17 protein-coding genes, 1 tRNA gene and 4 pseudogenes are annotated in these 20,203 nt (G+C 66.4%); 12 read left to right on the top strand and 10 right to left on the bottom strand.

Features of this window, described 5'->3' with window-relative positions:
* The first annotated feature begins 44 nt into the window (after positions 1 to 44).
* The 6 genes and pseudogenes from EPN33_06255 to EPN33_06230 all read left to right on the top strand — a co-directional run bounded on the left by EPN33_06255 (position 45) and on the right by EPN33_06230 (position 5,131).
* A pseudogene (locus tag EPN33_06255) lies at positions 45 to 328 on the top strand (hypothetical protein).
* A gap of 201 nt (positions 329 to 529) precedes the next feature.
* Positions 530 to 1,165, top strand: coding sequence for a hypothetical protein (locus EPN33_06250; protein TAN23084.1), 636 nt, complete (start codon positions 530 to 532; stop codon positions 1,163 to 1,165).
* A complete protein-coding gene (locus tag EPN33_06245; protein ID TAN23083.1) occupies positions 1,162 to 1,536 on the top strand; it encodes an ArsR family transcriptional regulator in 375 nt (124 codons plus the stop codon). Before EPN33_06250 ends, EPN33_06245 begins: the two co-directional genes overlap by 4 nt.
* 24 nt (positions 1,537 to 1,560) lie before the next feature.
* Positions 1,561 to 2,283: a di-trans,poly-cis-decaprenylcistransferase gene (uppS, locus tag EPN33_06240; protein TAN23082.1), complete on the top strand. Its 723-nt coding sequence runs from the start codon at positions 1,561 to 1,563 to the stop codon at positions 2,281 to 2,283.
* 1,064 nt (positions 2,284 to 3,347) lie between these two features.
* Positions 3,348 to 3,824: a hypothetical protein gene (locus EPN33_06235; protein ID TAN23081.1), complete on the top strand. Its 477-nt coding sequence runs from the start codon at positions 3,348 to 3,350 to the stop codon at positions 3,822 to 3,824.
* 5 nt (positions 3,825 to 3,829) lie between these two features.
* Positions 3,830 to 5,131: an aminotransferase class I/II-fold pyridoxal phosphate-dependent enzyme gene (locus EPN33_06230; protein TAN23080.1), complete on the top strand. Its 1,302-nt coding sequence runs from the start codon at positions 3,830 to 3,832 to the stop codon at positions 5,129 to 5,131.
* On the opposite strand, the gene EPN33_06225 is transcribed toward EPN33_06230, so the two are convergent.
* The gene (locus EPN33_06225; protein TAN23157.1) at positions 5,128 to 8,121 is read right to left on the bottom strand and encodes a TonB-dependent receptor; all 2,994 of its coding nucleotides are present in this window, start codon (positions 8,119 to 8,121) and stop codon (positions 5,128 to 5,130) included. The genes EPN33_06230 and EPN33_06225 overlap by 4 nt on opposite strands.
* 178 nt (positions 8,122 to 8,299) lie before the next feature.
* Between EPN33_06225 and EPN33_06220 the strand changes: the two are divergent.
* From EPN33_06220 to EPN33_06195, 6 genes and pseudogenes are all read left to right on the top strand, one after another.
* Positions 8,300 to 11,203, top strand: a pseudogene (locus EPN33_06220) (hypothetical protein).
* A gap of 256 nt (positions 11,204 to 11,459) precedes the next feature.
* Positions 11,460 to 11,705: a zinc ribbon domain-containing protein gene (locus tag EPN33_06215; GenBank protein ID TAN23079.1), complete on the top strand. Its 246-nt coding sequence runs from the start codon at positions 11,460 to 11,462 to the stop codon at positions 11,703 to 11,705.
* Positions 11,706 to 11,763: 58 nt separating this feature from the next.
* Positions 11,764 to 11,859: pseudogene (locus tag EPN33_06210) on the top strand (carboxymuconolactone decarboxylase family protein).
* Positions 11,860 to 12,015: 156 nt separating this feature from the next.
* Positions 12,016 to 12,111: pseudogene (locus EPN33_06205) on the top strand (carboxymuconolactone decarboxylase family protein).
* Between the two features lie 66 nt (positions 12,112 to 12,177).
* Complete coding sequence (locus tag EPN33_06200; protein ID TAN23156.1) at positions 12,178 to 13,491, top strand: phosphoribosyltransferase; 1,314 nt, start codon at positions 12,178 to 12,180, stop codon at positions 13,489 to 13,491.
* A 245-nt stretch (positions 13,492 to 13,736) separates the two neighbouring features.
* Positions 13,737 to 14,375 (top strand): response regulator transcription factor, encoded by a 639-nt coding sequence (locus EPN33_06195; GenBank protein ID TAN23078.1) that lies wholly within the window; start codon positions 13,737 to 13,739, stop codon positions 14,373 to 14,375.
* On the opposite strand, the gene EPN33_06190 is transcribed toward EPN33_06195, so the two are convergent.
* The 9 genes from EPN33_06190 to EPN33_06150 all read right to left on the bottom strand — a co-directional run bounded on the left by EPN33_06190 (position 14,349) and on the right by EPN33_06150 (position 20,144).
* The gene (locus EPN33_06190; protein ID TAN23077.1) at positions 14,349 to 16,067 is read right to left on the bottom strand and encodes a hypothetical protein; all 1,719 of its coding nucleotides are present in this window, start codon (positions 16,065 to 16,067) and stop codon (positions 14,349 to 14,351) included. The two genes, EPN33_06195 and EPN33_06190, sit on opposite strands and share 27 nt — an antisense overlap.
* A gap of 110 nt (positions 16,068 to 16,177) precedes the next feature.
* Positions 16,178 to 16,408: a hypothetical protein gene (locus tag EPN33_06185; GenBank protein ID TAN23076.1), complete on the bottom strand. Its 231-nt coding sequence runs from the start codon at positions 16,406 to 16,408 to the stop codon at positions 16,178 to 16,180.
* The gene (locus EPN33_06180) at positions 16,354 to 16,998 is read right to left on the bottom strand and encodes a hypothetical protein (protein ID TAN23075.1); all 645 of its coding nucleotides are present in this window, start codon (positions 16,996 to 16,998) and stop codon (positions 16,354 to 16,356) included. The genes EPN33_06185 and EPN33_06180 overlap by 55 nt, the downstream gene beginning before the upstream one ends.
* 41 nt (positions 16,999 to 17,039) lie before the next feature.
* The gene (locus EPN33_06175; protein TAN23074.1) at positions 17,040 to 18,218 is read right to left on the bottom strand and encodes an AsmA family protein; all 1,179 of its coding nucleotides are present in this window, start codon (positions 18,216 to 18,218) and stop codon (positions 17,040 to 17,042) included.
* A 157-nt stretch (positions 18,219 to 18,375) separates the two neighbouring features.
* The gene (locus EPN33_06170; GenBank protein ID TAN23073.1) at positions 18,376 to 18,939 is read right to left on the bottom strand and encodes a ferritin-like domain-containing protein; all 564 of its coding nucleotides are present in this window, start codon (positions 18,937 to 18,939) and stop codon (positions 18,376 to 18,378) included.
* 69 nt (positions 18,940 to 19,008) lie between these two features.
* The gene (locus EPN33_06165; GenBank protein TAN23072.1) at positions 19,009 to 19,230 is read right to left on the bottom strand and encodes a hypothetical protein; all 222 of its coding nucleotides are present in this window, start codon (positions 19,228 to 19,230) and stop codon (positions 19,009 to 19,011) included.
* A gap of 10 nt (positions 19,231 to 19,240) precedes the next feature.
* Positions 19,241 to 19,318: transfer RNA gene (locus EPN33_06160), tRNA-Arg, on the bottom strand.
* A gap of 62 nt (positions 19,319 to 19,380) precedes the next feature.
* Positions 19,381 to 19,692 carry a hypothetical protein gene (locus tag EPN33_06155; GenBank protein ID TAN23071.1) on the bottom strand — a complete coding sequence of 104 codons (312 nt, stop codon included), beginning with the start codon at positions 19,690 to 19,692 and terminating at the stop codon, positions 19,381 to 19,383.
* Positions 19,693 to 19,892: 200 nt separating this feature from the next.
* Positions 19,893 to 20,144 (bottom strand): hypothetical protein, encoded by a 252-nt coding sequence (locus tag EPN33_06150; GenBank protein ID TAN23070.1) that lies wholly within the window; start codon positions 20,142 to 20,144, stop codon positions 19,893 to 19,895.
* Positions 20,145 to 20,203 lie beyond the last annotated feature (59 nt).

The following is a 20,203-nucleotide window of genomic DNA, read 5'->3' as shown; positions in this document are numbered from 1 at the left end:
TGCGCCTCTGCCGCGCCATAGAGGTCACGCGCGAGGAAATCGGGGCCGGCACTCCCATGCTCGTGCTCGAGCCGAGCTGCGCCGCGGTCCTCCGCGATGAGCTGGTCAATCTAACCTCGAAGGCAAGCTCCTCGACCGGATGGGCGTTGCCGTCGAGCCGCTCGACGCCGGTTGTTGCGGCATGGCCGGCTCGTTCGGTTTCGAGGCTGACAAATACGATGTTTCGGTCGCGGTCGGCGAGCGCCGCCTGCTGCCCGCCATCCGCCAGGCGCCCGCCAGCGCCCTCATCGTCGCCGACGGTTTTAGCTGCCGCGAGCAAATCCGCCAAACGCGGCGAAGCAACCAGCTCGCGAGCGCCTATTCCCCCAACCCGCCGCCAGCCGCGCGCCTGGCTGCTCGGCCTGGCCGCCGCTTCTCTCGCCGGAATCCTGCTTTGGCGAGCACGCCAGGCGCGCTGTCCGACACAAGCCAGGCGATGCGGCCGAAATGCCCATTGACTGCTTTTCGCTTTGCATCGTAAAGTAACGGTATGGGCGATCCACTTCACCAGGCACTGGACGAGATCGCCGCCATTCGCGGCCAGATGGCGCGTGCGGCGGAATTTCAAGGCTACGGCCCCGCCGCGCTGGCGGCGACGGCTTTGGTGGCCGCAGCGGCGGGCGTGGTGCAGCCCCTCTGGATTCCCGATCCCACGCGTGCGCCCCTGCACTATGTTCTGCTCTGGGGCGCGGCGGCGCTGCTGGCCGGCGCCCTGATCGCCTGCGAGGCGGTGGCGCGGACGCGCCGACTGCACGCCGGCGTCAGCAACGTCATGATCCGCTGCGCGGTCGAGCAATTTCTGCCCTCTGCGGTCGCCGCCGCGGCGCTGACCTTCGTCCTGCTGCGGTCGCTGCCGCAGAATGTGGCGCTGCTGCCGGGGTTGTGGCAAGTGGTTTTCAGCCTGGGCGTATTTGCCTCCTGCCGTTTCCTGCCGCGTCCTACGCTGCTGGTCGGGGGCTGGTATCTACTGACTGGCATCTGGGTGCTGCTGCTGTCGCAGGGCGGCATGGCGCTGCAGCCCTGGCTGATGGCGGCGCCGTTCGTGGTTGGCCAGGCTTTGGCCTCCGCCATTCTCTGGCGTGCCGCACGGCCCCAGCGCGTGGCCGCGGAACAGGAGGCGTCTTGAGCGAAGCCGAACGCACCGGCGCCGGCCGCTACGCCTACGCGGGTCTTGACCGCGTGCTGCATGAGCGCGCGCGCCTCGGTATCGTCACCTCGCTCGCCGCCCATCCGCGCGGCCTCACCTTTAACGATCTCAAAGTGCTCTGCGATCTCAGCGACGGCAATCTCAGCCGCCATCTGGCGGTATTGCAGGAGACTGGCCTGGTGCAGATCACCAAAGGCGTCCATCGCCAGCGCCCACGGACACTCTGCCGCCTGACCGCCGCGGGACGCGAGCGCTTTGCGCAATATCTGAACGAACTCGAGCAGGTCGTAGCCGATGCCGCCGAGGTTCGCCGCTTCGCCGGCCGGCTTGCGACGGAGGGTTCAAGGTAAATTTTTTTCCCCGGAGACTTTGCCATGCAAAGTTTATTGCACACCGCGATCATCATGGACGGCAACGGCCGTTGGGCGGAGGCGCGCGGCTGGCCACGCGCGCGCGGCCACGCCGCCGGCGCCGAAGCCCTGCGCACAATTGTCGAAGCCGCGCCCGGCCTGGGCATCGGCACGCTCACGGTCTATGCCTTCTCGTCGGACAACTGGCAGCGTCCGCCCGGCGAGGTGCAGGCGCTGATGGAGCTGTTTGCGGCTTACCTCGAAAGCGAGCGTGAACCGCTGCGCCGCGCGGGCGTGCGCTGCACCGCCATCGGCCGCCGCGACCGGCTGCCGCAGTCGCTGGTCACGGCGCTGGAGCGCATGGAAGTGGTCACGCGCGCCTGCACCAAACTTTGGCTGCGGCTGGCGATTGATTATTCCGCGCGGGGCGAAATCGCGCGCGCCTCGGCCGCTGCCGCTACCCGCTGGACGGCGGGATTGCCGCCCAGCGTCGAGCTGATGCAGCGGCTGACCGCCAGCGCCCTGGAGCGTGAAGCCGGGCCGGTGGATCTGCTTATCCGCACCGGCGGCGAGCGGCGTCTGTCGGATTTCGTGCTTTGGGAGGCCGCGTATGCGGAGCTGCTATTCCTGCGTGTCGCCTGGCCGGACTTCCGCCCCGCGCACCTGCGCCGCGCGCTGCGGGTCTTCGCCCGCCGGCAGCGCCGCTTCGGTGCTCTCCTGCCCGCCGCCGCCGGTGCCAGCGCTTAGCGCCCCAGGTTGTTCGAAGGCCGCCTGGCGCGTCCAAAGGAAATAGAGTTGCGCCAGGCAGGCGGCGATGCCGAGCGAGATCATCAGCGCCAGCGGCGGCATCGAAAGTGCGCGCGCGCCGAGCACATCTGTGAGCGCGGCGGGCTTCAACCAGGCAAGCACGCTGTTGATCAGCCACAGCACCACCCAGACCATAGCGGCCACGCGCGCCCAGCTTCGCAGCTCGACCAATCCCAAGCCGACAATCATGCTGATCGCGCCCGCCGCGATCAGTGCACTCTGTGCGGCATGGCCGCGGAGCGGGTGCATCCCCAGCGCAAAGCTGGCGTGGGCGCCGAGCAGAGGGGTGAAGAGAACGCTCAATACGCCACCGCCCAGCAGGAACCAGGCGATCACGGCAATGCTGATGGGCACGCGCGGCGGCGCACCGTCGCGGCGCGTGGTGAAGAAGGCAGCTTGGCTGTGCGGCCGGACGAAATAGGCAATCCACCAGATCGCCAGGCCCGTACACATCAGCCCCAGAAAAGTATCCACCACGTGGACAGCGGCTGCCGCACTCGCCGGTGCGGCCGGCGCAAGCGGCAAAAGGTCCATTGCCAGCACGCCCAGGCCTGTGCCCAGCAGCAGGAAGGAAAAGATCAACGTCGAAATCAGCGCCCACGTGCGCATCCACAGCAGCCCCAGCCCGGTGACCACGCCCCAGACCACTACCGCCGCGGCGAACGCGGCGACGCCGAACAGCATGGTGCGCGACTCCCCATGCGCCGCCAACTCGCCACCAGTGGCCGTAAGCGCGCCCAGAAAAATCATGGCCGCAATGCCGGAAACCAGCAGCGACCCAAAGATTTGCAGTACGACGACTGCGAGGACCGGACCGGGGCGATGCACAACGGCAGTATACGACGCTCACAAAACGAATGGGATCAGGGCCTTCACGAGCCGCCGGTAGACGGCGTGCGGCTTGGGGGCCCCGGCGCTGGCCGGGCTGTGGCTGGGTTTCGCTCCCGGCAACGGACACCCGCTGGTGCCCAGGGCGTATTTGGCTATCCTAACCCTGAAGCGCCATGTCCCGCATTCTGGATTTCTATCGCGGTGGTCCCGACCATCGCGGCCGCCGGCTGAGCGAAATTATCGCCTGGGATGCGGCCCGTCTCGAGCACACCCACGATTACATCCAGTGGCTGTTTCCGCTGCCCGAGCCGAGCGCCTTTCAACCCTCCGCGCCTTTGCTGACCCCGGAAGACGCCGCCGAGTTCCGCCGCTCGCCCGAGCTGCAAGACCGCATGCGCCAGGCGCTCGCCGCCATGCTCGCCTTCTATGGCGTTAACCCTCCCGGGCCGATGCCCTGGCTTTGCGCCGGCGACCATAATTTCCTACGTTTGACCCGCATTTTGCGGAGCCTGCGGCTCGCCGGCCTGGAAACAGAGGCGCAAGATTTGTTGGCTCACCTGCAGGGACTCTATCGCCTTTATCCCGCCACCATCGACCCGACGACCTTCGCTTTCTGGCGCCACGCGGTGACCGATCCTTTGCCATACTAAGGGACATGCAGGCCAGCCAACCGGGTTCCCAACTGACGTCTCTTGCCGAACGTTTAAAAGGCTCCGCCATTCTGGGCATCGCGGCCGAAATCCGTGAGCTCATGGCCCAGGGCGAGCCGATTCTGAACCTTACGGTGGGTGATTTCCATCCGGCGCAGTTTCGCATTCCGCGCGGCCTCGAAGACAACATCGTCGAGGCGTTGCGGGCGGGTGAGGCGAACTACCCGCCGCCCATAGGCATGGAAGTTCTGCGGCGCGCCATTTGCGGCCTGTACAAGCCACGCGGCGGCCGCGAGGTGACGCTCGACAACGTTGTGATTGCGGCAGGTGCGCGTCCGGTCATTTACGCGGCCTACGCGGCGCTGGTCGAAGCCGGCGACCGCGTCGTCTTTGGCGTACCGGGCTGGAACAACGAATACTACTGCGACATGGTGGGGGCGGAGCAAATTCGCGTCGCCTGTCCCAAAGAAGCCGGCTTTCTGCCCACCGCCAAGGCCCTCCAGCCGCATTTGCGCGGCGCGCGCCTGCTGGCGCTGAACTCGCCGCTCAACCCCGCCGGTTCATCGCTTTCCGCCGAAGAGCTCGCTGCCATCTGCGACGCGGTGCTGGAAGAAAACACCCGCCGCCCGGCCGGCGAGCGGCCGCTGTACATGCTTTACGACCAGGTCTACTGGATGCTCACAACGCCGGGTACGGTGCATTCCGATCCGGTGCTGCTGCGCCCCGCCATCGCTCCCTATCTGGTCACCATTGACGCCATCTCGAAATGCTTCGCTGCCACCGGCCTGCGTGTGGGCTGGGCGATTGCGCCGCCTGCCATCGCCAAGGCGATCAACAAAATCAACGGCCACGTCGGTGCCTGGGCGCCGCGTCCGGAACAGATCGCGACCGCCAAATTCCTGAACGACGCGGCCGCGGTGGACGCCTACATTGCCGGCATGCGCCGCGAAGCCGCCGCCCGCCTCGAGGTCGTTCACAAGGGCATGCAGGCGTTGCGCGCCAAAGGGCTTCCGGTCGATAGTCTCAAGCCGCAGGGCGCGATTTACGCCAGCGTCCGCTTCGCCCTGCATGGGCTGCGCACGCCCCAAGGTCAACGGCTGCAGACCGATGACGACATCCGCCGCTACCTGCTGCAGGCCGCCCACGTCGGCATGGTCCCGTTTGCCGCCTTCGGCGCCGCCGAAGGGGAAGGCTGGTTCCGGATTTCGATCGGCGTCGCCTCCATGGCCGATCTGGAGCAGCTCATGCCGCGGCTGGAGACCGCAGTAGCGGCGGTTGCGGCGCCGCAACCGGCAGCGGTGCGCTAAAAGCTGATCCGCAAACCAAGCTGCGCGGCAAACGGAATCCCGACCGTCGTTCCGGGACCGAAGAAATCTCCCAGCGCGCCAGCCGGCGCCAGCAACTGCTTCGGGCTAGTGATGGGTTGCGCCTCGGTGCAGGCGGCGTTCTGACACAGCGCGGTCGCGTTGAACAGGTTGTTTACCGGCGTTGGCAGAGCCGCGATGTTGGTGATGTAATTCGAGCCCGGGTTATTGCGGTTGAACACGTTGAACATATCCAGAGATGGATAGACGTGCCACCTTTCGCCCAGAGTGAACGGCCGGCTCAGGCGCAGGTCGAGCTGGATGTAAGGCGTGCCGCGGAACTCATCGAGCGCGGTGGGCACGCCGTTGATCACGGCGCGGTCGTTGGCCGCGTCGCCCGCGCCATTGACGTCCACCGGCGTGGTCAGCGTCAGGGGCCGGCCGCTCTCCGCTTGCAACAGTGCCGAAAGCTGGAAGCCGCCGGGCGCGAAGGTGTCGCCGGCCAGGACCAGGCGGTGGGTTACGTCCTCGCCCGAGGGGCCAAAGTCGCCCGGGCCGAAGGCGTTGAGCGGATTGCAGACGCCATCCACGTAGTCGAAGAGTTCGCCCAGCACGCAGCCCCAGGTGTTCGCGCGCGACAGGGTGTAGTTGGCGATGAAGTGGAGCCGCCGGGACAGATTCCCTTGCAGGTGCAGCATGAGCGCGTCGTAGCGCGAGCGGTTGTCGGAGCGGAACACGGTGATGTCGGGCACGTTCGCCTGCTGCGCCGCCATGGTCCGGGCAAACCGGGGCGAAAACAGGGTATAGCCGGCGTTGTAGTTGTAGGCGCGATAACCGTGGTTGCCTTCTTCGTGCGTGAAGTCGGCGCTCAGGTTCCAGTTGGGGGTTAAGGCATAGGCTGCGCCGCCGGTGGCATCGAGCGCATACGGGGTTTTGTAGTTGGGATCGATCAGCGCACCGCTGCCGCCGCTGGCGGCTCCCGGCAGACACCCCGGATCGGAGGCCGCCACACACGGCGCTGGCGCGCTATTCACCGCCTGCATGGCTGTGACCCAGCCGTTCTGCGCCAGGTCATCGTAGTAAAGTCCAAAGCCGGAGCGGATCACCAGGCGGTGCTGCGCCCCTGGCGCGTAGATCAACCCCAGCCGCGGCGCGAAGTGGCTATGGTCATCGTGAGGAACGCCCGGCACCAACGGGATCTGAAGTGCCTTCAGCGTCAGATAAGCGGGATTATCCGCTTGCGTCCGGCCGGACGCCAGAAACAGGCCGAAGGTGGTGTCGTACCGCAGGCCGTAGTCCAGCGTTAAATCCGGCGTCAGCTTCCAGGCGTCCTGGCCGTACAGGCCCAACCGCTGCACGTTTTGCGAGAAGCTTCCATTGCCCGCAGGGGTCGCGGTGCAGGTCGCGCCTGGACTGGCATTGGGGGCGCAGTTAAGGTCGGCGGCAAACTGCGCCGGATCGGCCACGTAGGCGCCCGGGTTCATGGGGAAAACGGTAAGGGTTTCGGCGGTGCCGCTCAGCGCCCCGCTGAGCACCGGCTCGTGCACGAAGTTCACGCCGAAGCGGGTCGCATGCGCGCCGCGGTTGTGGCTCATGTCGTAGCTGAACTGGTAGTTTTCCTGATTCCGCAGCACCGGAAAGGCGGTGATCGGCGTCAGAAACTGATTGTCGCCAAAGGTTTCGAATCCGGAGATGGTGCTGGAAGTTGAGGTGAACGGAAACGCCAGCGCGAAGCCCAGATGCTGGTTCCGCAACTGTGTCATGTGCAGGTAGCTGGCCGCCATCGCCAGGCTGCCGACCCAGTTGGGTGAGAAGGTGTAGGTATTGCTGACCACGCCGTTGAGATAGTTCGCATGCCAGGTCGTGCCGGTTGAGGGCAGGCTGCCCTGCTGCACAAAAGCATTATCGGTGGTGTAGTTGTCGGCAGAAAGACGCAAGAACCAGTGCGAATTGGACGACTGCGCCCAGTCCAGCCGCTCATCTGCCATGAAGTCATGAAAGGGCACGCTGACCGACGAGGGCGTGGGGATGGAGCGCACGCCCGGAATCAGGCCGTCGTTGGCGAGTTGCGCCAGCGCCTGGAACTGAATCTGGTTGGCGGGGCTATAGGCGATGCTGGCCTGTTCGGGCACATATTCCAGCGCGCTGAAGAACCAAAGCTTGCCGCGCGCAATGGGTCCACCGAGCGAGGCGCTGTAGTCCTGGCGCGAGAACGGCTGCTTGGGATTCGGCGCCGGATTGTCGATGGGGAAGCGGGCGTTCAACGCCGCCGCACGTTCGAGAACTGCCGCGCTGCCGTGCCACTCATCGGTGCCGCGCTTGGTGGTGATCTCGACTGCGCCGGCAGTGGTGCCGCCGACCGAGGCGTTCTGCCCCGCAGACTGGAAGGCAAATTCCTGCAGGGCGTCCACCGGAAGGTTCTGCAGAAACCCTCCGATGTAGTCGTCGCTGTTAGCGGCGCCGTCCACCGTCAGGCTGTTGTTCAGTCCCGAGCTGCCGCCGGTTGATACCGCGGTAATCCGCGCCTTGGTCGGATCGGAAGGTTCGACCGGCTCGGTGCCCGGCACCAAATAGGCGATGTTGGCGAAACTGCGCTGCGCCATCGGCAGCGTGGCGAGATCGTGTGCCGTCACCACTCCCTGATGGGCGGCGCTGGTCAGATCGATCGATGCCGTGGTGATCGACGACGCCGAAGCCGACACGTTCACCGTGGTATGCGCCGCCGCCGGGCGCAGCGTGACATGCACACTGCGGACCGTGCTCACCTGCACGGTGATGTTCGCGCTCGCGGTGGCAAAACCCGGCGCGCTCACGCTCAGCTCATAGGCGCCCGGGGGAAGCTGACTCAGGCGGAATTCCCCGCGAGCGTTGGCCTGAAGCCGGCGCTCGAGGCCCACGGCGGAGGCGTGCAGCACAATGTGGGCGGCCGGAACACGCGCGCCGGTGGCATCCGCGACCGTGCCCGCAAGGCCGCCGGTCGCCGACTGCGCCATCGCTACACCGCATGCGATCAAAACCGCCTGCAGAATTAGATAACGAACGGGCTTCATTCTGGTTCCAGGATCACCTCCTAAGGTGCAGGCAAACCGGCCCTACTACCAGCGCCGTAGGCCACAAACGCACGATTGATCGCGCCGTCATGAGACGCCGTGTATCTGGTATGCTCACACCATGAGTTACTTGCGCCGGTTCACGCCCGCTCTCGTTCTCTTGCTCGCGCTGCCGTTGGCGGCGCAGGTCAGCCCCAGCCTGTTTTCCGCCATGCGCTGGCGGCTGGTGGGGCCGTTCCGTTCGGGCCGGGTGCTGGCCGTCGCCGGCGTACCCGGCACCAGCACCTATTACATGGGCGGCGTGGGTGGGGGCGTGTGGCGCACCGACAATGCCGGGCGCACCTGGCACTCCATCTTCGACCAGCAGAACATCGCCTCCATTGGCGCCATTGCCATCGCGCCTTCGAACCCCAACATTATTTATGCCGGCACGGGCGAAGCCGACATGCGCTCCGACACCTCCTACGGCAACGGCGTGTATAAATCGATGGATGGCGGCCGTACCTGGCGGCATATCGGGCTACTGGAGACGCGGCACATCGGCGCCATCGACGTCGATCCGCACAATCCCGACATCGTGCTGGTCGCGGCCCTTGGCCGGGCCTACGCGCCCAATCCCGAGCGCGGCATTTATCGCTCGACCGATGGCGGCGCCACCTGGCGCAAGGTGCTGTATAAAAACCCCACCGTCGGCGGCATCGACCTGGCGATGGATCCTGACAACCCGCAGGTCATCTACGCGTCGCTCTGGGCCGCGTACCGCCCGGCCTGGAATCAATACCCGCCGACGCAAGGTCCCGGCAGCGGGATTTACAAATCCAGCGACGAGGGCGCCACCTGGACTGAAATCTCCGGGCACGGCTTGCCCGCCGGTCAATGGGGCCGCGTGGGTCTTGCGGTTGCCTATCACGATGGCGGCCGGCGCGTGTACGCACTGATCAGCGCCAAGCAAGGCGGTTTGTACCGCTCCGACGACAGCGGCGCCACCTGGAAGCGTGTCAGCGCCGATGCGCGCATCGACAGCCGCTCCTGGTATTTTTCCGGCGTTTACGCTTCGCCCGCCAGCCGCGATGAGGTCTACATCTGCGACGTGGCTTTTTACCACTCCGACAATGGCGGGGAAAGCTTCACCGCCCTCAAAGGCGCGCCCGGCGGCGACGACTACCACACCCTCTGGATCGACCCCAGCAACACGCACCACATGATCCTCGGCGTGGATCAGGGCGCCGTCATTACCCTTAACGGTGGCCAGGCGTGGTCGAGCTGGTTCAACCAGCCCATCGGCCAGTTCTATCACGTCATTACCGATAACCAGTGGCCCTACTGGATCTACGGCGCGCAGCAGGATTCCGGCACCGCAGGCATCGTCAGCCGCAGCAATTGGGGCCGCATCAGCTTCCGCGACTGGCATCCCATCGGCGGCGGCGAAAGCGGTTATGTCGCCCCCGATCCGCTCGATCCCAAAATCATCTTTGCCGGCAGCTATGGCGGGGTGATCACGCGCTTCGACAGCGTCACCGGCCAGGTGGAAAACATCACGCCCTGGCCCGGCAACGGCACTTACCGCACTACCTGGACCTTCCCCATCCTCTTCTCCGCCACTAACCCGCACACGCTCTACGCGGGAACGCAGTATCTGCTCGAAACCACCGTCGATGACCAAGGCAGCGCGGGCAAGAGCTGGAAGCGTATCAGCCCTGACTTGACGCTCTACCAAAATGCCGAGCCTAAGCCCACCGATCCCGCCGAAGCCGAGCGTTTCGTGAAGGGCGAAAACCGCGGCGTCATCTATACCATCGCGCCCTCGCCGGTGAAGAACGGCGAGATCTGGGCGGGCACCGACGACGGCCTCATCTGGCTGACGCAGGACGCCGGCGCGCACTGGTCCAACGTGACGCCCAGGGGCCTGCCTGTCTGGAGCAAGATCAGCCTGATCGAGGCTTCGCACAGCCTGCCCGGCACCGCCTGGGCCGCGGTCGACAGCCATCGCATCAACGACTTCCGGCCGCACATTTACCGCACCACCGATTTCGGCCAAAGCTGGACGCAGATTGACGCCGGCATTGCGCCGCGCGCCTACGTGCATGCCGTGCGCGAAGACCCGCAACACCCAGGGCTGCTGTTTGCCGGTACCGAGCGCGGCGTCTACGTCTCGTTCAACAACGGCAGGGATTGGCAGCCGCTGCAGCTCAATCTGCCGGACGCGTCCGTCCGCGATCTCGCCATCCGCGACAACGATCTGGTTGTGGCCACGCACGGCCGCGCCTTCTGGGTGCTGGACGACATTACGCCGCTCGAACAGATCGCCTCGGGCCGCGCATCTACCAGTGCGGTTACGCTCTTTCAGCCTGCAACTGCCATCCGCGTACGCGCCGACGTGAACGCCGACACGCCGCTACCGCGCTCGACGCCCACGGGCGAGAACCCTCCCGCCGGCGCCATCCTTGATTACTACCTGCCCGCCGCGGCTTCCGGCCGCGTCACGCTGAGCCTCCGCACGTCTTCCGGGCAGCTCATCCGCGAGTACTCGAGCACCGAAGCCACGCCCAAGCCGCCGGCAACGCCGCCGCAGGCCGCCGCCTACTGGGAGACGCCGCCGCGCGCACTGCCCGCGACAGCGGGCATGCACCGCTGGGTGTGGGACCTGCGCTATCCGCCGCCGGAAGCGCTTGGCCGCGACACCAACTACTCCATCGCCGCTAGTCCGGGCGCGTCGTTCCGGCTGCCGCAAGGCCCCATGGTCCTGCCCGGCCAGTACGAAGTGAGCCTGACCGTCGATGGCCGCAGCTACTCCGCGCCGCTCGACGTTAGACAGGACCCGCGCGTGCATGTGCCGCGCGCGGAGCTGGAGGCGCAGATGGATCTGGAAATGAAGATTCGCGCCGATCTCGCCGCGAGCATGGCCGTCTATCAGGACGCCGGACGTCTGGCCGCGCATCTTCATGCCCTGGAGTCGAGACTCGCCGGCCACGCTGTCGCGCTCGCCGCTGCCCGCCAGCTCGCCGCGGCCGCAACGAAGGTGGCCGGCGGCGCCTCCGACCTCTTCGGTTCGGGCGCGGCCGGCGGCGGCATGGCGCTGATCAATGGCACGCTCGGCGCGCTGACCACCAGCGTTGACTCCGCCGACGCAGCGCCCACCAGCCAGGATGTGGCCGTCTATCAGCAGGAGCACAACCTACTGGAGCCACAGCTTGCCGCCTGGAAATCGACCCGCGCCGCCGATCTGGCGAAGCTCAACCCGCTGCTCCGCGCCGCCGGTTTGCCGGCGATAAAATAGGCGTATGCCGATCTTTGAATATCGTTGCCAGCAGTGCGGCCAGCAATTCGAACGTCTGAGCTGGGGCGGCGAGCAGACGCCGACCTGCGGCTGCGGCTCGCAAAAAGTCGAACGCGTCTGGTATTCGCGGGTCGCCGTCTCGACCAGCGGTCGCGCCAGCGAGCCCGCGTTTGCAGACGGATGTTGCGGCGGCGGTGACGAGGGCGGCTGTTGTGGCGGTGGCGCCTGCGGCACCGACTTCGACGCCTGAGGGAGCTGGCTGTGCCCGTTCGCATTGATTACCGCGCTGCTTCACCCGATGCCCGCCGCGCGAGCACGCCGCTCTCACCTGGACCGAGGCGCTGACGCTGGTCGCCGTCGACCACGTTCCCGAGGCCGTGTACGAAGAGGCCCGGCGCGAGTTCGTGGCACAGCCACCTCTTGCTGGAGCCGCCCTCCCACTGCCACCCCAAGCCGCCTGCGGCTTGGGGGCCCCGGCGCTGGTCGGGCTGTGGCTGGGCTTCACTCCCCGGCAACGGACGCCCGCAGGTGCTCATGGCGTCTCCAAGTTGCCGCGTAACGAGCAGGAACTCATCGCGCTCACCATGGCCATCGTTGCCATCAACACCTGGAACTGGGTCAACGTGGCCTTCCGCACTCCGCCCGGCGCCAAGTAAGGCACTCTCCGCTTCGCTGCCGCAGTCCGGCCGCAAGGGAGCATCTAAAGTTGGAGGGGGGTGTCTGTGTTCCGCGATCGCCAGGATGCCGGCCAGCAGCTTGCGCGCCGGTTGGCCCGTTTTGCCCAGGGGCCGGAAGGCGTGGTGTTTGCCATTCCGCGTGGTGGCGTGATTGTGGCCGGCGAGGTAGCGAAGGTGCTGGGTTGGCCGCTCGACGTGGTGATTCTGCGCAAACTGGGTGTGCCCGGCCATGAGGAGCTGGCCTTTGGAGCCATTGCGGCCGCAGGCTCACCTGTGCTCGACAGCGAAATCATGCAGAAGCTCGGTCTCTCCGATGCTGCCGTGCAGCGAGTCATCGAGATGGCACGTGCGGAAGTGAAACGGCGCGAGCAGTTGTACCGGCAGGGCCGTCCAGCGCGCGACATTGCCGGCAAGCCCGTGATTGTGGTGGATGACGGTATCGCCACGGGGGCCGACATGCGCGCCGCCATTCGCGTGTTGCGGCCGCGCAACCCGCGGCAGCTTGTGATCGCGGTGCCGGTCGCGCCACCCGACGCCTGCGACGCGGCGCGCTTTGCTGCCGATGACATGGTTTGCCTTTCGGCGCCATACGATTACTATGCGGTTGGGCAGGTCTATCAGGATTTCCGCCAGATTACCGATGAGGCGGTGGTGCAGGCGCTGGCCGAAGCCGATGCCGCTTACGCGCAAAATGCGGCGCGGGCGCGGGCAGTCACGATTCGCACTGGAGGCGTCGATCTGGAGGGCACGCTGGGGCTGCCCGCGGGCGCACGGGGCCTGGTGCTGTTCGCGCACGGCAGCGGCAGCAGCCGCCACAGTCCGCGCAACCGCCGCGTGGCGGAGCGGCTGCACGGAGCCGGGCTGGGCACGCTATTGTTTGACCTGCTCTCGCCCGAAGAAGAAGTGCTCGACCATGCGACCGCGGGCTTCCGCTTTGATATACCGCTGCTCGCCGGTAGGCTCCGCCACGCCACACGATGGGCGGCGCAGCAGGCCGAACTCGAGCAGCTCGACTTTGGCTACTTCGGCGCCAGCACCGGTGCCGCGGCCGCGCTGATGGCGGCCGCCGGTGAGCCCCGCGTCACCACCATCGTCTCGCGCGGCGGACGCCCCGATCTGGCCGGTCCGGCGCTGGGCTCGGTCCGTGCTGCTACGCTGTTCATCGTCGGCGGCCGCGACACCGAGGGCATCGCTCTCAATCAGGACGCGCTTGCCCGCTGCGCCGCGCCCGTCAAGAAGCTGGTCATCGTTCCCAGCGCCTCGCACCTGTTCGAAGAATCCGGCGCCCTCGACGAAGTCGCCCGCCTCGCCGCCACCTGGTTTACCGACCACCTCAGCTCACATCTCCGTGCCGCCTGAGGCGTGTGGCACAGCCACCTCTTGCTGGAGCCGCCCTCCCGCTGCCACCCCAAGCCGCGTGCGGCTTGGGGGCCCCGGCGCTGGTCGGGCTGTGGCTGGGCTTCACTCCCCGGCAACGGACGCCCGCAGGTGCTCATGGCGTCTCCAAGTTGCCGCGAGCAGTGTCGTTTTGCTGCAAGCTTTTGCACTATTCCGCCGTCCTTCCGCTTTGGAACGCGGCGTGCAGCGGATTGTCCGTTCGCCGCATGGAAGTTTCCCTCGTTGCCGCCCATCCCGTCATGCTGGAACGCATGCGCCTGCAGCTCCCGCAGCGGGAGTTTGTGGTGCATGCGTTCCTGTTGCCGGATGCCGGCCAGGTCGAGCGGCTGAAGCTGCTGCCCTCGGCTGCATGGGCGATTGATGCCCATAACCCTGAGTTGCTGGAGCGCGTGCTGGTACGGCTCCCCGTGCAGCCTCGGGTTGTGGCCGTCGCCGAGGCCTTCGACCGGAATCGGGCGTTCACCTTGTTACGGGAAGGGGTGCGCGGCCTCGTCAGCTATGACGTGCTCGGCCGCGATCTGGCGCGGGCTTTGCGCGCCGTCGCCGCCGGCGCCTACTGGGCGCCGCGCTTGTTGCTCGCCGGGTTCATCGACGAGTTGCTGACTCAGCTTCCCGGCGCGCGGCTCGCGCCGGCGATGGCCGGCCTGAGCGCGCGCGAACGGCAGGTGCTCGACGGCATCCTGTCGCGCCGCAGCAATAAGGAGATCGCGGCCGGCCTGGGGATTTCCGAACGCACGGTCAAATTCCACGTCTCCCATCTGCTGCACCGCTACCGTGTGCCCAGCCGCCATGAACTGATGCTGCGCGTGCTCCAGGCGTCAGTGCCCGAGCGCGGCCGCGAATGAGGCGATCACGGCAGCGTTGGCCTGCTGCGCTGGTCCGATGAAGTTGCCGTAATTCGCGGCTTCGCCGCCAGTCGCGTAGCCCCAGGCGTCGGTACCCGCCGCAATTCCATCCGCCACGCCATCGTAAGGATTATCCAGAAATGTCACCAGGCCCCAATTCGTGCGCTCGCCCCAGGAATCCGTCCACGCCCAGAATTTGCTGCCGGCGACATTCTGGCTGCCAGCCAGATTGCCCGCCGCGGTTGAGCCGGTGTAGGCGAAATCGGCTTTAATCGCGGCCGTATAGGCCGTGGCGCGCGCGGCCTGGGTGCTGTACACATCCGGCTCGTTGGGATTGGGATAGGCCGACAGGTCCGAATCGGGGTTCGCCGGCATGCCCGTCCAGGTCACGAAGGGGCGGTCGCCTGCCTCCTGCAGGCTCAGGTCAAACACCTGCTGGGTCGCCATGCTGGCCTGAATTACATCGGTGTACTGCCCCGCCGCCGCCAGAATCGCCGCACGGCTGATGCCGTTCCAGCTATTCAGCGTGCAGGGGCCGAAGATCAACTGATTGGGCCGGTACTTGCGCAGCGCCGCGCTCACAATTGAAAAATACTTCTGTGCGTACACCGCGAGAAAGGCATTCAGGTCGGCGCGCACGGCCGCGCTCGCGCCGCGCAACGCCACGTCGTCCGCTCCCACCCAGGGGTCGCGCCCGTCCTCATCGAGCAGGCCAGTTCCGGTACCGAAGCCGCCGGCGTCGCCGAAGCTGGTGTAGTTGGCGCCCCAGGCGGCATCGAGCGCCGCAATGCTGCCATATTTGGCCTGCAGCCAGTTGGCCAGCGCGTATTTGGTGTAGACCTCCGGATCGGTATAGATCTCGCCCAGTTGCGCGTTGGCGGTCTGCTGGAAATTGGTGCAAAGCGCGATCCAGCCGATGTTTGAGGAGGTGCGCGCGGCCGGCAAGTCCGGGCTGGGGCCGAAGCCCCAGAGGTCATCGAGATCGTCCACCGCCGTGCCGATCAGCCAGCTCGAGGCCGCTTCTGCGGCACTGGTCTGCGCGGCCAGCGAAGCGTTGGCATACATCGCAAAATCGGGGTCAAAAACATCGGGCAGCGTATCGCCGCGATAGTTTCTATACACGCTATCGAGACCGGCGACCAGATCCTTGACCGGCTGCGGCGCATAGCCACCGCTGTCGCGCAGGCTGTAGTAGGAGGGCCGCATGATGGCGACCCAGGGCATCGGATCCGTGGTTTCGTAACTGCCGTCATTGTTTACCGGAACCACATACGCCGAGGAATATTCCGCGGTCGAGTTGAAACCCCAGGTGCGCAGCCGGCGCACCGCCTGCTCGCCCCAGGTGGCGCGGCTGCCGTACTTGCCGATGGTGTAGATGGTTCCGGCGGCGGTGTCGGTGTTCGTATCCACAGCGAACACGCCCAGCATCCAGAAGGGGTGGCCGAGCGGATCTACGAAGACCCAGCGCTCGCCCACTTTCTGCACGCGGAAAAAGCCCGTAGCTGTGCCTGCCGTGACGCTGCTCAGGCCCCCATATGTGTCCAGGACTGGTGGCGGCGGTCCTGGCGCGGGCGTTGGCTTGGGCCGTTGCGGCGCACTGGCCACCGCCGCGGCGGGCGCTGGCGCTGCGCCTGCGCACGCCATGGCCAGGGCAGCGGCCAGCAGCACCCCGGGAAGACAAAATTTTTGCATGCCGTCATCATCGGCGTTTCCGCACCGGGAAAACACTGACTGGCAGGTCTTTTTTGAACACGTAGAAGTACAGTCACCACCTGTCCTTGGGGACAGTGCAGACTCTGCTGTTACGCGGCCAGGCGGTCGTGCGGGGGCTCGGCGGGTTTTTCGGCAGCGGGTGTTGGGGGCGTGGTGGACCAGAAGTAGAGATCGAACAGAGGGTCAAGCCAGCCGCGCAGACTCATCCAGTAGATGCGCGCCATCATCGCCTTCATGAAGTGATTCATCCGGCTGGAGCGATACTTCACCACCGGCGCGGTGTAGGAGCTGATGATGAACGTACCCTTGCCGTAGCCCATGTCGAGCGGGCAGTTCGTCCGCCCATCGAATTGCGCGGCCTTGCCCGCCAGCTCCTTGCGCAATCACCCTGGCCTGCAGGTGCGCGCTGCGCCTCGAGCGAGTGCAGCGTGCGGTTTGCAGGGTCGACCTGCTCCAGATCGAAGAACGTGCACACCTCGATGCCGCGTTCACGCAAGATAGGCTCGACAATTTCGTTCATCGGCTCTGCCGGGTAGGCGCGCGGATAGGGCGTGAAATACACCAGCCGGGCTTTGTGCCGCAGGCCGCGCCGGCGCAGCAGCTCCTCGGTCAGGAAGATGCCCACCAGCGGCGAAGGCGGACACTTGCAGATCGGCCCGGCCTGCCCGATGACGATGGTGCCGCCCCGAAAATGCTTGAGGTGCTGCCAGATCTTCATCGCCTGCGGCACGGTCGAGTGATAGTCGCCGAATTCCGCGTTGGCTGCGGCGAGGCCGGGCACGCGCGCCGGATCGGTCCTGATTCCGGTGGCCAGCATCACGGTATCATAGGTCCGCTCGCGGCCGTCCTCCGTACGGACGCGGCGCGCGTGCAGGTCGATGCGGGTGACCGCGCACCGCTCAAACTGCACATGGCGGGTGGTGGGTCAGTTTGCGCCACCCCGCGCAGCCGCTACTTGAGCTGGCGCACCAGCGCCCGGTGCGTACTGCCATAAATTTCCAGCCGGAGCTCCGGATCCTTGGCTTTCTGAAACAGCCGGACCAGCGCTCCCACCAGGCCGCTCAGGCCGCTTTTGTGGGGCGCTGCCGCGACGTGAATGTCGAGCAGGAACCGCAGCCGCCCCGACGGGGCGATGTGTCCGTGCGCGGCCAGGTCGCCGAAGTTGGTGCCCGCGCGCAGGCGGCTCAGGTCGAAAGCGGAGCCGGCGTAACCGAGCGCGGCATCGAGGCGGGTGACCTCGATGGTGCCCGTGCCGCCCGTCATGCCGAACTGCGCGAGTTCGCGCCCGCCGAGCATCACCTGTTGCACCCGGACGCGGCCGGCGCGCGCCTGCGCCGTGACTTTGAGATGCGCCAGTGAGCCGTTCAGCTTCGCGTCCACTTGCACGCTGCCACTCGCGATGGTGAAGCCGGTGGGGCGATAGCCGAGAATGGCGATGGTGCGCGCGAGCTCGGCGGCCGAGAGCCGCCTGGCGGAGATCACCAGTTGCAGCGGAGCGGCGGCCAGGTTCTGGTCGAGCGGGCCGATGCTGCCGGAACCGGAGATCTCGCCGCCGTCCACCTCTGCGGCAAGCTGCACCGGGAAGGCCCGCTTTTGATTTACGTCCCGCGCCGTGGCGGTCATTACGGCGCGGGTTTCCCCAGCGCCCGGCTGGGTGAGAGTGATCGCGGCGTCGCGGATCTCGAACGAGCCGATGTGCAGCTTTGTCGGCTGCTGCGCGACGGGCCGCGGCTGCGGCGTCGTCCGCCGGAGCGTGGCCACATTCCATCGGCCGTTTCCCTGCCGCACCAGGCGGAGGCGGGGCTGCTGCAGCCGGACCGACGATGCCTCGATGCTGCCGGTGAGCAGCGCCCACCAGTTCAGGTGAACCACAGCGGCGGGCACCACGGCAAGCGGTTCACGACCGAAGCCGGGCGCGTCAGGAATGGTCAGGCCGGTGATCTTGACCTGGCCCTGGAGCATCGAAAGCGAGAGATGCTGGATCCGCACCGGCCGCCCCAGCGCCGCGCTCAGCTTCGTTTCCACTTGTGGCCGCACCGTTCCGTTCGCCAGCCATGCCGGCAGGCCCAGCACCACGACCACTGCCGCCGCAATCGCTCCCGCGATAATCCACGCGGTACGCCGCCGCATGCTTGACTCAGATACCGCGCCGGAGCGCGTTCTGCCGCGGGCTAAAAGCAGTTTTAGCGTTGGTGTACTCCGCTCCGGTGGAGTGCGTGCGGCTTTTCCTGTTGTTAAAGCCGCATGCGGTATGGTTGGCACGGGCTACAGCGATGCTAAAACCGCTTTATGCCGCCTTGCGGCGGCGGCTGCGGCTCGCGGGCTGTTCTTCTTCTTCGGCTTCTTCTTCCATGCCCTCGCCGGCGGCGAGCGCATCGCGATTGACGCTCTCGGCGACCTGGGTCAGCTTCTCGTCGGCGTCTTTCTCCTCCTGCAGCGACTGGCCCAGCAGATCCTTGATCTCCGGCTCGCCCATCAGCGAGGCCATTGTGGCTGCCGTTCCATACGCGGCGATTTCATAGTGCTCGATGCGCTGCAGGGCGCCGATCAGCGCCGCATCCCGCACCGGGCCGCCGTCGATCTGCTGCGCCTGCGTGGCTGCCTCCTCCAGCAGCCCCCGCATGCCTTCGCAGGTCTTGCCGCTCGCGCGCGCGTCCAGCCGTTCAAAGACGCGCTCCAGCCGCTCGACTTGCGCTTGCGTCTGCTCCAGGTGCTCCTGCATGGCCTCGCGCAGCTCGCCGGAATCGGCCGCCTTGGTCAGCCGCGGATAGGCGCGCACCGCCTGCTTTTCCGCCGAATAGATGTTCTTCAGCTCGTCCATCAAAAGTGCCCGCGCTGTGGTAACGCTCATGGCCGCTTGCCTCCTCGGCGTTAAGATGCGCCTTTCGGCGCGCAGGACAACTTCGCGCCCGTGGGTGCCTTACAGATACTTCTGCGCCAGGCGCCGATAGCGCGCGCTCCGCCGCCGCCCCGGCCGGAACTTCCCGCGCCAGCGCTCCGCGAACGACGGCTCGCGCTCTTCGGCCAGCTCGCGCAGAGCCGGCGCCAGCGCCTGTGACAAACTCTGTCCACGCCGTCGCGAGGCCGCGCGGGCGCGCGCGAGCAGCGCTGCATTCACCGTAACCGTGATCCGGGCCTTCATCGCCGCGAGTTGGTGCGCCTGGAGGGAATCGAACCCCCGACACGCGGTTTAGGAAACCGCTGCTCTGTTCCTTCTGAGCTACAGGCGCACGGTTTCATTTTACTTGCAGCGCGTGGGGCATGAGATCAGAGCTGCGCCGGCGCGGCTTGCTCACGCGGCGTGGTTGCGCTTCCGGGGCTGGAGCGGGGCCAAGGCGAGCCGCAGCTTGAATGGCCGGAGAAGGCGATTGAGAGTTGCCTGGGTTGGGTTGTGACGCGGATTGATCGCACGCAGGACGTTAGGTCCGGCCATGCGCACGCGGGAGGCGAACTGCTTGACCCCGATGGCACGAATTACCTTGGCCAGGGCGATTTGCAGAGGCGCGCCCTGTTCAACCGCGGCCAGCAGAAACTCCCGCGCGAATTCGGGGTCGTGCAGGTCCTTCGCCAGCCCAATATTCCAGTCCTCACTGTGCTTTGCCATGGCGCCTCGCCTCTAAGTGATCACTCCAGAATTTTCTAGCCAACTGAACGTCCCGCCGCTGATCCCGTCGCCTAGGGCCTTCGCGTCGCCCAGATTGCCCCGCTCGAATTGCGCCTTCGGGGAGGGCGCGATCTTCTTAGGCGTACCCGGGCTGTCGAGAGTAGCTGCTCAAGTTTTACGTTTAAGCGCGGCTTGCAGCGTCACTGCTCGACCCGGATCCCGTATTTGGCGAGGATGCCGACGATTTCGCTGTCTGCCTGACCGCTCATGCGGTAAATGAAAGCATCGAACCCGCCGTCCGGCGCAGCGAACACCGCCCTTCGTTTCCCGTCGGGCGTGGCGCCGGGTACGTACTCGGCCTTTAGGTCGTCGAGCAGTGGTTCCCAAGCCTGCTTGGGTAATCGATGGGCACCCAGGATGTCGATTCGCGTCTCATGAATAAGCGCCCGCACGGTAGCCCCAGCAGAGGCTTAGCACGGCCAATGGGCTCGGGCTGAAGTCGGCGCGCCGA

The sequence above is a fragment of the Acidobacteriota bacterium genome (genome assembly GCA_004299485.1).
Lineage (GTDB): Bacteria > Acidobacteriota > Terriglobia > Terriglobales > SCQP01 > SCQP01.
The sequence above is the reverse complement of the archived record's forward strand: the minus strand, read 5'-3'. Positions and strand labels throughout refer to the sequence as shown.

Coding starts and splice junctions, on each gene's coding strand:
- EPN33_06185 (TAN23076.1), bottom strand. CDS start 16,408: ATGGGCTACGGCAAGGGTACGTTCATCATCAGCTCCTACACCGCGCCG.
- EPN33_06250 (TAN23084.1), top strand. CDS start 530: ATGGGCGATCCACTTCACCAGGCACTGGACGAGATCGCCGCCATTCGC.
- EPN33_06225 (TAN23157.1), bottom strand. CDS start 8,121: ATGGCGCAGTCGGCGACCGGCGGCCTTGCGGGCACGGTCGCGGATGCC.
- EPN33_06155 (TAN23071.1), bottom strand. CDS start 19,692: ATGGCAAAGCACAGTGAGGACTGGAATATTGGGCTGGCGAAGGACCTG.
- EPN33_06235 (TAN23081.1), top strand. CDS start 3,348: ATGTCCCGCATTCTGGATTTCTATCGCGGTGGTCCCGACCATCGCGGC.
- uppS (TAN23082.1), top strand. CDS start 1,561: ATGCAAAGTTTATTGCACACCGCGATCATCATGGACGGCAACGGCCGT.
- EPN33_06215 (TAN23079.1), top strand. CDS start 11,460: ATGCCGATCTTTGAATATCGTTGCCAGCAGTGCGGCCAGCAATTCGAA.
- EPN33_06175 (TAN23074.1), bottom strand. CDS start 18,218: ATGCGGCGGCGTACCGCGTGGATTATCGCGGGAGCGATTGCGGCGGCA.
- EPN33_06170 (TAN23073.1), bottom strand. CDS start 18,939: ATGAGCGTTACCACAGCGCGGGCACTTTTGATGGACGAGCTGAAGAAC.
- EPN33_06230 (TAN23080.1), top strand. CDS start 3,830: ATGCAGGCCAGCCAACCGGGTTCCCAACTGACGTCTCTTGCCGAACGT.
- EPN33_06190 (TAN23077.1), bottom strand. CDS start 16,067: ATGCAAAAATTTTGTCTTCCCGGGGTGCTGCTGGCCGCTGCCCTGGCC.
- EPN33_06195 (TAN23078.1), top strand. CDS start 13,737: ATGGAAGTTTCCCTCGTTGCCGCCCATCCCGTCATGCTGGAACGCATG.
- EPN33_06165 (TAN23072.1), bottom strand. CDS start 19,230: ATGAAGGCCCGGATCACGGTTACGGTGAATGCAGCGCTGCTCGCGCGC.